Below are 14,275 nucleotides of genomic sequence, written 5' to 3' on the forward strand. Positions count from 1 at the left end.
TCTAGCTTGAACGATTTAAGCGTGGGACTGTATGCCCCCATATAAGGTTTGATATAAGCCTTCTTGCTCAACTAACTCACCATGAGTACCTGTTTGCGTCACTTTCCCATCTTCAAGCACGTAGATCAAATCGGCTTGTTTAACAGCGGACAGTCGGTGCGCAACGATTAATGTTGTTCTACCACGTAAGAACTCGGTCAGTGCTTTGTGTAAAGCCGCTTCAGTAGCGGTATCTAGCGCAGACGTGGCTTCGTCTAAAATAACAAATTGAGGATTACTCAGCACCATTCTAGCAATGGCCAGCCGTTGTCGTTGACCTCCTGACAAACGAATGCCATTACGACCAACTTGAGTATCCAAGCCGTGGTTCAGTTGAGAAATAACATCTTGCAGCTGAGCCACTTCAAGCGCACGCCAAAGTGACATTTCGTCAAAATCCCCACCAAGCGTTAGATTATGCCTCAAGGTGTCGTTAAATAGTATAGGTTGCTGTAATACCACGGCAATTTTGTCGCGAATTACTTCAAAACCAATATCTTCTGTTAATTCATCATTAAAGCGAATGCTACCGGAGTTTTGACGGTAAACCCCAATAAGTAATTGTATCAAGGTTGACTTACCACCGCCGCTTGCACCAACTAACGCCACTTTCTTTCCTGCCGGCATATGTAAAGAAAGATTATCTAGGACTTTGTTTTCATTATTGTAAGAGAAATTAATGTTTTCTACTTTAACATCAACTTCTCTACCTTCTTTGAAAGGATTTACCTTAGAAACCGGTCTCTGCTCTTCTTCTAACTCTAATAAGTCGTTGATGCGTTTTAATGCCGCTTTAGCGCTATACCAAGAAAACTGAATCCCAAGCAACTCTTGAACAGGAGACAGCATGAACCATAGGTAACCAAAAACGGCAAATATTTGGCCAATAGTAAGGTCACTGAACATGACCATTAACATTGCTACAGCTCTGAATAATTCAAAGCCGATCAAAAAGAGAAGGAAAGATACGCGACCAGCAGCTTCAGATTGCCAAGCATACTTGTCTGCATCAACGCGAACTTGGTTCGCACTGTCTTTGAGTTGCTGGAGAAATTCTCGTTCTTTATTGGCCGCGCGTAGTTGGTAGATTCCATCTAATGTTTCAACTAAACGGTTTTGGAAAATTTCAAAAGAATGATTTTCCTTCCGTTTCAGATGTTTAACCATACTGCCTAGTTTACGTGAGAAGTAAATGACAATAGGGTTAACTAACAGGATAAACAGACCAAGTCGCCAATCGAGCCAAAGTAGAACGATAGCAGTACCAATAACAGTCAGAAAACTGATAACGAATTTTGCTAACGTAGAACCAATAAATTTATCAATGGTCTCAATGTCAGTGATAAGGTGTGCGTTGATTCCTCCGCTACCTTTGGTTTCGTATTGTCGGATGCTGATACGGCCGAGTTTGTCGATCATTTTACTGCGCATCTCAAACGTGATGGTTTTTGAAACAAGCGTAAATTGTCGGCTTTGAAGGATATTTAATCCTTGGCTCGCAGCTCGCATAAGAACAACCAAGAACAGGGTGAAGAAAATATAGCCTGTCGGAGTGTGCCACGCTTCAGGGAGAATGGCATTCATGGCATCTAAACCTTTTGCAGGTTGGTCCAATAAGACCTCATCAACCATCAAAGGCATGAGGAGGGGAATTGGAACACTAATCAAGGTTGCAAGCACCGCTATCAAGTTCGCTATGATCAGCTTGGACTTGTGCTTTTTTACTTGTGTTATCAACCAAGAACGGCTAATAGTGTCATTTTTCAGAAGCATTGTAATTGAGAATAAGTCCTATTATAAAGTAGGGCTGCATTTTAGCGCCATACATTGAGAATGGAAGCTTTTATAGTAAGTAGGAAGTTAATATGAACTTAGAACAATACCAAAGACTAACCAAACAAGCTGTTGCTCTAATTGAGTCTGAACCAGACTTTATTGCGAACCTAGCAAACTTGAGCTCATTGCTTTTCATGGAACTTGACGATCTTAACTGGGCAGGCTTTTACCTAACAAAAGGTGAAGAGCTTATTCTTGGTCCGTTCCAAGGAAAAACAGCTTGTGTTCGTATCCCAATGGGTCGAGGCGTCTGCGGTACTGCTGCACAAACTAATACTATACAAAGAGTATACGACGTTCACGAATTTGAGGGGCATATTGCGTGCGATGCAGCGAGCAATTCAGAAATTGTGATTCCATTTTCTATTAATGGAAAGGTGGTTGGTGTACTTGATATTGATAGTCCAAGTATTGGCCGATTTAATGAAACAGACGAAGAAGGTCTCACTCATTTCATGGTTGAAGTAGAAAAGCTGCTTAATTCACACGCGAACGACGCATAAATTAGCCTTCGAGTGTGGTTTTTCCTTGGCATGTCACTATAATACGAGAATATTTTTTCTTAATGCTCGCGGAAATCCGCTCAAATCAGGACCCCTCATGACTGAAAAGTTAAAAAACAGCAAAGAAGTTATTGCATATATTGCTGAATGTTTCCCTAAGTGCTTTACTTTAGAAGGTGAAGCAAAACCTCTGAAAATTGGTATTTTTCAAGATCTTGCGGAACGTCTAAATGAAGACGAAAAAGTAAGCAAAACACAGCTTCGTGCAGCGTTAAGACAGTACACTTCATCATGGCGTTACCTACACGGTGTAAAACCAGGTGCAGTACGTGTAGACCTAGATGGCAACCCTTGTGGTGAGCTAGAAGAAGAGCACGTTGAACACGCGAAAGCGACACTTGCAGAAAGCAAGGCGAAAGTTCAGGCTCGTCGTAAAGAACAAGCACAAAAAGCTCGTGAAGAGGGTAAGGCGAAAGCGAAACCTGCGGCTAAAAAGCCTCAACAGCCTCGTCGTACTAATAAACCAAAAGTACAAAAACCAACTAAGCCTGTAGAAACGCGCGCTCTAAATGCTGATGAAATCACAGTAGGTAACGCAGTTAACGTGAACATGGGCAAAGGAAACATGGCAGCGACCATTGTTGAAATCAATAAGGATGATGTACGTGTTCAACTTGCTAACGGCCTACAAATGGTTGTGAAAGCGGAGCACTTGCGCGCATAAAGGAGATACTCCTACGCATGAATTGCCGTTCAAAAGTGACCCTGATTGCTGCTAGCTTATGGCTAGCAGCATCAGCTCAGGCTCTTGAAGCCAAACTACATAAAGATGACCTGCCGGTTCTTTCTCCTGAAGTTCAGCATGAAACAGCTAGCAAACGAGTCACCTCGCGATTTACCCGCTCTCATTATAAGCACTTCAGCCTCAATGATGATTTCTCTAAAGCGATATTTGAACGCTATGTAGAGTTGCTTGATTACAATAGAAATATTTTCACTCAAGCAGACATCGATTCATTTAAAAATTGGTCAGTCGAGCTTGATGATCAGCTTAAATCGGGCAACAACCAAATTGCTTTTGATGTTTACAACCTCTCAATGCAGAAGCGTTTCGATCGTTTTGCTTATGCGTTAACTCTACTCGATGAAGAGATCAAGTTTGATACCGATGACGAGATAGAGTTAGACCGCTCTGAGGCCGCATGGCCAAAAGACGAAGCAGAGCTCAACGAGTTGTGGCGCAAGCGTGTGAAATATGACGCGTTAAATCTGAAACTGACTGGCAAAGAGTGGCCAGAGATTAAAGAAGTTTTAGAGAAGCGTTATAACAACGCGATGAAGCGCATCACACAGACCAACAATGAAGACGCATTTCAGTTGTATATGAATGCCTTCGCGCGACAGGTTGACCCTCATACAAGCTACCTTTCTCCACGTAATGCCGAGCAATTCCAATCGGAAATGAACCTTTCTCTAGAAGGCATCGGCGCCGTTTTGCAAATGACAGACGATTACACAGTAATTCGTTCACTTGTTGTTGGCGGTCCGGCATCAAAGAGTAAGCAACTTGGTGAAGGGGACCGAATCACTGGTGTTGGACAAGACGGTGAAGAAATTGTCGACGTGATCGGTTGGCGTCTGGATGATGTTGTTCAGTTAATCAAAGGCCCTAAAGGCACAAAGGTTAATCTACAGATCTTGCCAGAAGGTAACGATGCGAAGAGTTACATTGTCACAATTGTTCGTGACAAAGTTCGCTTAGAAGATCGTGCGGTTAAGTCAGAAATCATCGAAAAAGACGGTAAGAAGATTGGTATTTTAGAAGTACCAAGTTTCTACGTCGGCTTATCGAAAGACACCGATAAATTACTAGCTGAGTTGAAAACCAAAAACGTTGACGGCGTAATCGTTGATCTACGTAACAATGGTGGTGGTGCGCTAACAGAAGCGACGGCATTGACAGGTTTATTCATTAAAGAAGGTCCTGTAGTTCAAGTTCGTGACAGCTATGGCCGCATCAAGGTGAATGCCGATACCGATGGAAAAGTGAGTTATGATGGCCCATTGACGGTATTGATTAACCGCTACAGTGCTTCAGCATCTGAAATTTTTGCAGCGGCAATGCAAGATTATAATCGTGCAATCATCTTAGGTGAAAACTCTTTCGGTAAAGGTACAGTTCAGCAACATCGTTCACTGAATCATATTTACGATCTTTTCGATAAAGAGCTAGGTTATGTTCAGTACACGATTCAGAAGTTTTATCGTATTGACGGTGGAAGTACGCAAAATCGTGGTGTTGCACCAGATATTTCGTACCCAACGCCAATTGAGGCTTCTGAAACAGGTGAAAGTGTTGAAGACAATGCTTTACCTTGGGATCAGATTGATAAAGCACAATATCAAACGTTTCCAAGTAACGACGCCTTAGTTGAAAAACTTACTGCTCTTCATAACAAGCGTATTTCTGATGAAATGGAGTTCCGCTTTATCAATGAAGACATCGAGAAATATCGTAAAGAAAAAGACGATAATACTTTGTCTTTGAACGAAAAAGTTCGTAAAGCTGAATCGGATAAAGCGGAAGCACTTCGTTTACAACGCATCAATGAGCGTCAAGCTGCTTTAGGTAAGGAAGCATTCAAAACATTGGATGATATACCTAAAGATTATGAAGCGCCTGATGTTTATTTAGATGAGTCTGTCGCGATTATGGTTGATCTACTCAAGCAGAAAAATCAGTCATAATAACTGGCAATTCAAAGTAAAAAGAGTGAGTCTTTCAGGCTCACTCTTTTTTTATGTCTTTTCATCTTTGTTTGTATTGAGTATCAAGTAAGATATTCGCTTATTTTTTCCCAATAATTTACGTGATCTACATCTAAAATTTCGCGAAAGTGAAGACTACTGGCTAAGCTAAAAGAAAACGATAAGGATGCCGATATGAAGTGGTTCTTTATTTTACTTAGCTTTTGCTGCTTTAGTGTGGTTGGTGGAGAAAACACCAGAGAAGATGAATTAAGTCACTTTGACACGCCGTTTCTCATCGGAGACTGGTATTTAATGAACCCAAACCCCGAAGAGTCGGCTGAAAACTTTCGCGCGATCAAACTCTCATTAGGTTCGGACTACAGCTTTTCTATTGATATTCAAAAGAAAGACTATTCCGTTGACCATTGGGAAGGGCTGTATAACGCAAATGAAGACACCATCGTTCTTGGTTTAAACACCGACGAGCCTCAAATTTATGCCTATCGCAACAACCATAATACGCTTGATCTTAATGGTGTAACATTCACTAAGGGATTATCCAATTCACTTGCAGGTATTTGGTCTAGCTCTCACGTATCTGGCGACGGTCTTGTGGCAAACAACATTAATCAGATGGATTTGATACTTCAACCTGATTTCGTGTTCATGTTTAGGATTTCGAACGAAGAAGGGGATGAGTCCATCAAACAAGGTGTGTTTTACACAGAAGATGAGTTTCTGGTTCTGTTGTATGAAAATGGCGAGCATGGAACCACGTATAAGCTCAACAAGAATGAGCTAACGATCGAAGATTCCAATGGTGATATGTACGCCGTACTCAATAGAGTTACGCCATGATGCCTTTAACATGCGCCAAATTACGCGTGCGTACGGTAAGTCATTAATGTTGTTTAAATGTTAATCAAAAAACGGAGCTAGAGCACTAAAAGCTCCGTTTTTTGATGGAAAGACTTGTATTCTGATACCACAACCCCTACAAATAGCTTATATAGTGATACCAGAACTGCATTTTTGATCATGCAGTCTGGTATTTTTGTTGTTCGACATACAAGGATTTATGCTCATGTCTCAAGCTCCCCTGGCCAAATATCGTAAAGATTATAAAGAGCCATCTCATGCGATTACTGATATCGATCTTACTTTTGATCTATATGACAATGACACAATCGTTACGGCGGTATCAAAAGTTGCTCAAAAAGGCGATACAACAACGCTAGAACTCGATGGCGAAGGGCTTGAGCTACGCGCTGTAAAAGTAAATGGTGAGGATTGGGCTCATCACGAGGTGAAGGAGTCATCGCTGGTACTGACCGATCTTCCATCCGAGTTTGAACTTGAAATCGTCACCAAAATTGATCCTGAAGCGAATACAGCACTCGAAGGTTTGTACAAATCAGGCGGCGCATTTTGTACTCAGTGTGAGGCTGAGGGCTTCCGCCGTATCACGTACTATCTAGACCGTCCGGATGTTCTAGCAAAATACACAACAAAAGTGATCGCAGATAAAGCGGCTTACCCATATTTGCTGAGCAATGGTAACCGAATTGCAGAAGGTGATGCAGAGAACGGTCGTCATTGGGTTCAATGGCAGGATCCGCATCCAAAACCAGCTTACTTGTTCGCCCTTGTTGCAGGCGACTTTGATGTATTGCGTGACAAATATACAACGATGTCAGGTCGCAGTGTTGATTTAGAAATCTTTGTTGATAAAGGTAACTTAGATCGTGCAGGTCATGCGATGACATCTTTGATCAACTCGATGAAGTGGGATGAGGAACGCTTTGGCCTGGAATACGATCTGGATATTTATATGATCGTTGCTGTTGATTTCTTCAACATGGGTGCAATGGAAAACAAAGGCTTGAACATTTTTAACTCAAAATATGTTCTGGCGAACGATCAAACTGCGACAGATCGTGACTATTTAGGTATCGAAGCTGTGATCGGTCATGAGTACTTCCACAACTGGACTGGCAACCGTGTCACTTGTCGTGACTGGTTCCAACTAAGTCTAAAAGAAGGCTTAACCGTATTCCGTGACCAAGAATTCTCTTCTGACTTAGGTTCTCGTGCTGATAACCGTATTGATAACGTACGTATTATTCGTGGTCCTCAATTTGCGGAAGATGCAAGCCCAATGTCTCACCCGATTCGTCCTGACAAAGTCATTGAGATGAATAACTTCTACACGCTAACGGTGTATGAAAAGGGCAGCGAAGTTATTCGCATGTACCATACACTCCTTGGCGAAGAGGGCTTCCAAAAAGGAATGAAACTTTATTTTGAACGTCACGATGGTACCGCCGCGACGTGTGAAGACTTTGTTTCTGCAATGGAAGATGCCACCGGTGTTGATTTAAAACAGTTCCGTTTGTGGTACAGCCAATCGGGTACACCAACGCTACGCGTAAATAGCGAATACAACGCTGATGCAAAAACTTACGCACTAACGGTAGAGCAATTTACGGAGCCGACGCAAGACCAAGCAGAAAAACAAGCGCTGCATATTCCGTTCGATATCGAGTTGTATGATTCGAAAGGTCGAGTTATCCCACTGGTAATTAACGGTGAATCTGTTCATAACGTGCTGGATATTAAACAAGATAAGCAAACGTTCGTATTTGAAAATGTCGAAGAACAGCCAGTGCCATCTTTGTTGCGTGAATTCTCGGCACCAGTCAAATTAGAATACGATTACAGCGATGACGAGTTAGTCTTCTTGATGAAGCACGCAACGAACGATTTTGCTCGATGGGACGCTAGCCAAATGCTATTGGCTAAATACATTCGTCAGAATGTGAAAAACGTTCAAGCGGGACAAGAAGTATCGCTTTCTGAAGGTGTGATAGATGCTTTCCGCGGTGTGCTGTTGGATGAAACGCTTGAGCCAGCTTTCATTGCTCAAGTTTTCTCTATGCCTTCAATCAATGAGATTACTGGTTGGTACCAGCAAATTGATATCGATGCCGTAGACAAAGTGCTAAACAGCATTACAGTGTCACTTTCTAAAGAGTTAGAAGATGAGCTAAGTGCAACTTATCACACGCTTAAGCAAACAGAGTATACGATCGACCATGCTGCTATTGGTAAGCGTGCTTTACGTAACCGTTGCCTTCAGTACCTAGCACATACGGAAAAAGGTAATGATTTAGTCAACGCGCAGTACGCATCTGCAAATAACATGACAGATACGATTGCTGCGATGAGTGCTGCAAATAACGCTCAGCTCGAGTGTCGTGAAGCACTTATGGCTGATTATAGCGATAAATGGAAGCACGATGGTTTGGTTATGGATAAGTGGTTTGCACTTCAAGGTAGCAATCCTGCAGAGGATGCTCTTGAAAAAGTAAAAGCAACCATGAACCACGAAGCATTTAGTTTGAAAAATCCGAACCGTACGCGCAGCTTAATTGGCTCGTTCTTAAGTGCGAACCCTGTACGTTTCCATGATAAATCCGGTGTAGGTTACCAGTTTGCCGGTGAAATTCTTCGCCAACTAAATGATTCGAACCCACAAGTAGCTTCTCGAATGATTGATCCTTTGCTTAAGTTCCGTAAATACGATGAAGCTCGCCAAGCAATGATTCGTGCAGAACTTGAAAAGCTCAAAGCAATGGATAATCTTGCTAAAGATCTATTCGAAAAAGTGACTAAAGCACTAGACGAATAGTAAACAACACAATAGGGTGGTCATTTAGACCACCTTATTTGTTTATGTCACTTAGTTTTCACTTCATGAACTATTACTACTTCAATCTCAACATTTCATATCAAACGTTTTTATCTCATTATTCTGGTGCGGCAAGTGTTGTTCAAGTTGTCACACACAACGGTTTGCGTTTGCAGTTACCCGCCGCGAGATTTAGACCATTTCTTAGTCAATTGGGCGTTAGAGGCCAGTTTAGACTAACAACTGACCAAAATAATAAGTTTCTTAAGTTAGAAACTCTGTGATGTATTGTATTTGCAGAGAGTTAAATAGGAATCTTAGTCACAGAATCGGACATTTCACCTCTTACCACTACGATTAGTTGTTAAACATTTGTAATTATGCTTTTACAATGGGCACATGCATTACCTATGCTTAGTTTCTAAGGTAACAACCTAGCTACTAAGTCCCCCTACAAAACAACAATTCTAATGTGGAGTGTGAATATGACCGCGCGTGAAAATGTAGTGCCGGTTCTGCTTGAAAAGGTTTACCAACTGATTCAAGACAAACTCGAGCTTTCTCACCAAACGCTTGTAACTAAACTTGCTCAACACTTATTCAGTAACATTGCTGATGATGATCTAATTCAGCGAAACGAATCCGACCTTTATGGTGCTGTCGTTAGCCTTTGGCACCATATCAATGAAAAAAAACCAGAAGAGATTTCGGTTCGAGTATTTAACCCGACCGTAAGTCGTCAAGGCTGGCAATCCACACACACAATCGTAGAAATTGTTGTTCCAGATAGTCCATTCTTAGTGGACTCAGTCAAAATGGCTTTAGCACGTTTGGATCTTGTTTGTCACCTAATGTTGAATAACCCAACACAGATTCAGCGTGATAAAAAAGGCCAAGTTACAGACGTAAACGGTGAGGGTGGTGTTCTTCAATCACTTTTCCACATAGAGGTAGACCGCCTTACTAGTAAAGACGAGATGCAAGCGCTTAAAGAAGAGCTGTTAAGAATTCTATCTGATACTCGCTTAGTCGTTGATGACTGGAAGCAGATGGTTGATAAGCTTAAGTTTGTTACTGATGAACTTGAGAAAAATAAAGATCGTGTTTCTATCCAAACTGATCGTATGGATGAAACGATCGCATTTCTTCGTTGGCTAGAAGATCATAACTTTACCTTTATGGGTTATAAAGATTATGACTTAAAAGAGGTCAATGGTGATACCGAACTTGTTCCTGCTAAAGAAAAAGGACTAGGTCTGTTTGCTGATGACAAGCGCGTGCGTAGCGTCAAGCTCTCTGAATTATCAGATTCAGCGCGATTAGAAGCGAAAAAACCATACGCTCTGATCATCACCAAAGGTAACAAAGCATCTCGTATCCACCGTCCAGCTTATACTGATTACATCGGTATTAAGAAGTTTGATGAAAACGGTAAAGTAATAGGTGAGCATCGCTTTACTGGTTTATATACCTCCGCCGTTTACAACCAAGCGGTACAAAGTATTCCTTTGATCCGTGAAAAAGTTGACCGTATCCTTGAAGCAAGTGGATACCGTCACGGATCATACTCATACAAAGCATTGCACAATATCTTAGAAAACTACCCACGCGACGAGTTGCTTCAAGCTAATGAAGAAGAGCTGCTTGAGGTGGGAATGGGTGTTGTACAAATGCAAGATCGTGACTTGCTGCGTTTGTTTGTTCGTAAAGACCCATTTGGTCGTTTCTTCAGTTGCATGGTTTATGTCACTAAAGATCGTTACAACACAGAATTGCGTCGTCAAACTCAACGCATTCTTAAGCAGTACTTTGGTTGCGAGCAAGAGGTTGAATTTACAACGTACTTCTCAGAAAGCCCACTAGCGAGAACACATTACATTGTTCGTGTAGACAATAACAACATTGACGTAGACGTGAAAAAGATCGAGCAAAATCTAATGGAAGTTTCTACCTCTTGGGATGACAGACTAAAAGAATCCATCATTGCTAACTTTGGTGAAAGTAAAGGCCTTCCTCTTTCAAAAGAATATATGAGTGCGTTCCCTCGCTCATACAAAGAGGACATGATGCCAGGTTCTGCGGTTGCAGATATCGAGCGCTTAGAAGCGTTAAGTGATGATAATAAACTTGGTATGTTGTTCTACCGACCTCAAGAAGAGGGAGCAGATTCCAAAGCTGTCCGCTTAAAGTTATATCATCGCGATGAACCAATTCACCTTTCTGACGTAATGCCGATGTTGGAAAACCTTGGTTTGCGTGTGATTGGCGAATCGCCATATGAGATCGAGAAAAACAACGGTCAGACTTTCTGGATCCTTGACTTCTCTATGCTGCATAAGAGCGAGAAAACCGTTGACCTTCGTGAAGCTCGTGATCGTTTCCAACAAGCATTTGCTGCCATTTGGGCGGGTAATCTTGAAAGTGATGGTTTCAACCGATTGTTATTAGGTGCGTCTTTATCTGGCCGTGAGATTTCCATTCTTCGCGCTTACGCACGATACATGCGCCAAGTCGGCTTCCCATTCAGTCAGCAGTACATCGAAGACACGCTAAGCCACTACCCAGACTTAGCGACAGGTCTAGTCAAGCTGTTCACCAAGCGATTTGATCCGAAACACAAAGGCAGCGAGAAAGGCCAAAACGATCTAATTAAAAAGCTAACAGAGCAGTTGGATCGTGTAGAGAGCTTGGATGATGATCGTATTATTCGTCGTTATATTGAAATGATCATGGCGACGCTTCGTACCAACTACTACCAAGTAGACGAGAATAAGCAGCCTAAGCCTTGGTTATCTTTGAAAATGAAGCCAAGCGATATTCCTGAGATTCCGCAGCCTGTACCTGCATTCGAGATCTTTGTTTACGCACCAGATATTGAAGGTGTTCACCTTCGTGGTGGAAAAGTGGCTCGTGGTGGTTTGCGTTGGTCAGATCGTCAAGAAGACTTCCGTACGGAGATTCTTGGCTTAGTAAAAGCGCAACAGGTTAAGAACACTGTAATTGTACCAGTTGGTGCAAAAGGCGGCTTCGTTTGTAAACGCCAGCCATCTCTCACCACTCGTGATGAAATTTTTGCGGAAGGTCAGCGTTGTTACAAACGCTTTATCCGTGCACTGCTAGATGTGTCAGATAACATCATTGAAGGAGAGGTGGTACCACCACAAAACGTTGTTCGTCACGATGAAGATGACCCATATCTAGTAGTGGCTGCCGATAAAGGCACAGCAACCTTCTCAGATTTGGCAAACTCTGTTTCTGCAGAATACAACTTCTGGCTAGGTGACGCATTCGCTTCAGGTGGTTCAAACGGTTACGATCACAAAGCAATGGGAATCACCGCAAAAGGTGGTTGGGAATCTGTTAAACGTCACTTCCGTGAAATGGGCATCAACTGTCAGACCACTGATTTTACTGCAATCGGTGTAGGTGATATGGCAGGTGACGTGTTCGGTAACGGTATGCTGTTATCGAAGCATATTCGATTGCAAGCTGCGTTTAACCACATGCACATCTTTATTGATCCAAATCCAGATTCAGCCAGCAGCTGGGAAGAGCGTAACCGCTTGTTTAATTTGCCAAGATCAAGCTGGGAAGATTACAACAAAGACTTGATCTCTCAAGGTGGTGGCATCTTCTCTCGTCGATCAAAATCGATCCAGTTGACGCCAGAAATTCAGAAAATGTTAGGTACGAAGAAAGCATCTTTAGCGCCTAACGATCTGATAAAGATGATCTTGAAAATGAAAGTCGATCTTCTTTGGAACGGTGGTATCGGCACTTACGTTAAATCATCAACAGAAACTCATACAGATGTTGGTGACCGTGCTAACGACATGCTGCGCATTGACGGCCGTGACTTAAGAGCCAAAGTGGTTGGCGAAGGTGGTAACTTGGGTATGACTCAGCTTGGTCGTATCGAATACGCACTAACTGGCGGTCGAGTGAACACGGACTTCGTTGATAACGTAGGTGGCGTTGACTGTTCGGATAATGAAGTCAACATCAAGATCTTCCTCAATGGACTGGTTTCAAATGGCGATCTTACGGTTAAGCAACGTAACCAAATTCTAGAGTCTATGGAAGACGAAGTGGGTGAAATTGTCTTGGATGATGCTTACCGTCAGTCGGAGTCGATCTCTGTTACTGAACAGCAAGGTGTTGGCATTGTTAAGGAGCAAATTCGATTCATCCACACTATGGAGAAAGCAGGGTACTTGGACCGTGCTCTCGAATACATTCCTGATGATGAAACGCTAATCGAGCGTGAAAAACAGGGACTAGGTCTGACTCGCCCTGAGCTATCAGTGTTAGTTGCCTACGGTAAAATGGTACTTAAACAGCAACTTGTTACGGATGAAATCGCAAATGATGAATTCCATGCAAAACAACTTGTTGAATATTTCCCAAGTGCGTTACGACGTAACTATAAAGATCAAATGGTTAATCACCCACTGCGAGCTGAAATTATCGCTACAGCATTGGCTAACCAGATGGTTAATGAAATGGGCTGTAACTTCGTTACTCGTTTGCAAGAAGAAACTGGTGCAAGTGTTGTCGATATTGCCAACGCTTACAGTGCGGCTAGAGAAATCTTTGATTTAGAAGAAATCCTCAAGCAAACTCGCAAACTTGATAACGTTGCGACAGCGCAAGCTCAATACGAAATTATGTTTTACGTGCGCCGAGCACTGCGTCGAATTGCACGCTGGTTGCTTCGTAACCGTAGCGGCAAATGCACGGTCGGTGAGTTGATTGCTATCTACAAGCAAGATGTCAATGTTATCACTGAAACCCTAGACACTATGTTAGTTGAGTCTGAAGTTGAAGAACACAATGAGTTGGCTCAAGGTTGGATAGAGAAAGGGGTTGAAGAGAAACTCGCTCACCAAGTTGCCCGCTTATCAAGCTTACAATCTGCACTGGATATTTCATCAGTAGCAAGTGAAACAGGTAAAACGGTTGAGCAAGCATCGAAACTCTACTTTAACTTGGGTGACCGTTTATCGTTGCATTGGTTCTTGAAGCAAATTAATAGCCAAGCCGTTGATAACAACTGGCAAGCACTTGCAAGAGCGGCATTCCGTGAAGATCTGGACTGGCAACAACGTCAACTTACCGCTCAGGTACTGACTTGTGGCTGCTCAACCGAAGAGCTTGACGTGATGGCTGCGTTAGAAGATTGGATTGAAACTAACGAGCAATCGTTGCACCGCTGGGAGAGTATCTTAAACGAGTTCAAAGTTGGCTCAGTACACGAATTTGCTAAGTTCTCTGTAGCACTTCGAGAGCTAGTACTTTTAAACCTCAACTGCTCATCGAAAGAGTAGTGGAATAATCAAGTCATAAGTAAAAGCCTCGTTATTTAACGGGGCTTTTTATTTTCAGCCCTAAACCACCTACTTCAGTAGGTGGTTATCATCCGTTTCGGCTTTGCCTGTAAAACTACTCATGCTAA

At 42.4% G+C, this 14,275-nt stretch carries 8 protein-coding genes; 7 read left to right on the forward strand and 1 reads right to left on the reverse strand.

Features of this window, described 5'->3' with window-relative positions:
* Nucleotides 1-15: 15 nt before the first annotated feature.
* Nucleotides 16-1,812, reverse strand: a complete 1,797-nt coding sequence (locus R7Z49_RS20750; protein ID WP_033905326.1) for an ABC transporter ATP-binding protein — start codon at nucleotides 1,810-1,812, stop codon at nucleotides 16-18.
* Between the two features lie 92 nt (nucleotides 1,813-1,904).
* Here R7Z49_RS20750 and R7Z49_RS20755 point away from each other — a divergent pair, with 92 nt between their 5' ends.
* The 7 genes from R7Z49_RS20755 to R7Z49_RS20785 all read left to right on the forward strand — a co-directional run bounded on the left by R7Z49_RS20755 (nucleotide 1,905) and on the right by R7Z49_RS20785 (nucleotide 14,147).
* The gene (locus tag R7Z49_RS20755) at nucleotides 1,905-2,378 is read left to right on the forward strand and encodes a GAF domain-containing protein (RefSeq protein ID WP_318111978.1); all 474 of its coding nucleotides are present in this window, start codon (nucleotides 1,905-1,907) and stop codon (nucleotides 2,376-2,378) included.
* 97 nt (nucleotides 2,379-2,475) lie between these two features.
* The gene (gene proQ / locus R7Z49_RS20760) at nucleotides 2,476-3,102 is read left to right on the forward strand and encodes an RNA chaperone ProQ (RefSeq protein WP_005377435.1); all 627 of its coding nucleotides are present in this window, start codon (nucleotides 2,476-2,478) and stop codon (nucleotides 3,100-3,102) included.
* Between the two features lie 17 nt (nucleotides 3,103-3,119).
* Complete coding sequence (gene prc, locus R7Z49_RS20765) at nucleotides 3,120-5,126, forward strand: carboxy terminal-processing peptidase (protein ID WP_062730581.1); 2,007 nt, start codon at nucleotides 3,120-3,122, stop codon at nucleotides 5,124-5,126.
* A 195-nt stretch (nucleotides 5,127-5,321) separates the two neighbouring features.
* Entirely contained in the window at nucleotides 5,322-5,987 is a 666-nt protein-coding gene (locus tag R7Z49_RS20770) for a hypothetical protein (protein ID WP_186584239.1), read from the forward strand.
* A 226-nt stretch (nucleotides 5,988-6,213) separates the two neighbouring features.
* On the forward strand, nucleotides 6,214-8,820 hold the full coding sequence (pepN, locus tag R7Z49_RS20775; RefSeq protein WP_186584240.1) for an aminopeptidase N: 2,607 nt from the start codon (nucleotides 6,214-6,216) through the stop codon (nucleotides 8,818-8,820).
* A gap of 65 nt (nucleotides 8,821-8,885) precedes the next feature.
* Nucleotides 8,886-9,104: a DUF2835 domain-containing protein gene (locus R7Z49_RS20780; RefSeq protein WP_005377440.1), complete on the forward strand. Its 219-nt coding sequence runs from the start codon at nucleotides 8,886-8,888 to the stop codon at nucleotides 9,102-9,104.
* Between the two features lie 201 nt (nucleotides 9,105-9,305).
* Entirely contained in the window at nucleotides 9,306-14,147 is a 4,842-nt protein-coding gene (locus tag R7Z49_RS20785) for an NAD-glutamate dehydrogenase (RefSeq protein ID WP_005377441.1), read from the forward strand.
* Nucleotides 14,148-14,275: the final 128 nt, after the last annotated feature.

The sequence above is a fragment of the Vibrio sp. 1562 genome, assembly GCF_033340155.1.
Classification (GTDB): Bacteria; Pseudomonadota; Gammaproteobacteria; order Enterobacterales; family Vibrionaceae; genus Vibrio; species Vibrio alginolyticus.

Bases quoted from the DNA above. Each gene is read 5' to 3' on its own strand.
- R7Z49_RS20750 (WP_033905326.1), bottom strand. From the start codon at position 1,812: ATGCTTCTGAAAAATGACACTATTAGCCGTTCTTGGTTGATAACACAA.
- R7Z49_RS20755 (WP_318111978.1), top strand. From the start codon at position 1,905: ATGAACTTAGAACAATACCAAAGACTAACCAAACAAGCTGTTGCTCTA.
- proQ (WP_005377435.1), top strand. From the start codon at position 2,476: ATGACTGAAAAGTTAAAAAACAGCAAAGAAGTTATTGCATATATTGCT.
- prc (WP_062730581.1), top strand. From the start codon at position 3,120: ATGAATTGCCGTTCAAAAGTGACCCTGATTGCTGCTAGCTTATGGCTA.
- R7Z49_RS20770 (WP_186584239.1), top strand. From the start codon at position 5,322: ATGAAGTGGTTCTTTATTTTACTTAGCTTTTGCTGCTTTAGTGTGGTT.
- pepN (WP_186584240.1), top strand. From the start codon at position 6,214: ATGTCTCAAGCTCCCCTGGCCAAATATCGTAAAGATTATAAAGAGCCA.
- R7Z49_RS20780 (WP_005377440.1), top strand. From the start codon at position 8,886: ATGAACTATTACTACTTCAATCTCAACATTTCATATCAAACGTTTTTA.
- R7Z49_RS20785 (WP_005377441.1), top strand. From the start codon at position 9,306: ATGACCGCGCGTGAAAATGTAGTGCCGGTTCTGCTTGAAAAGGTTTAC.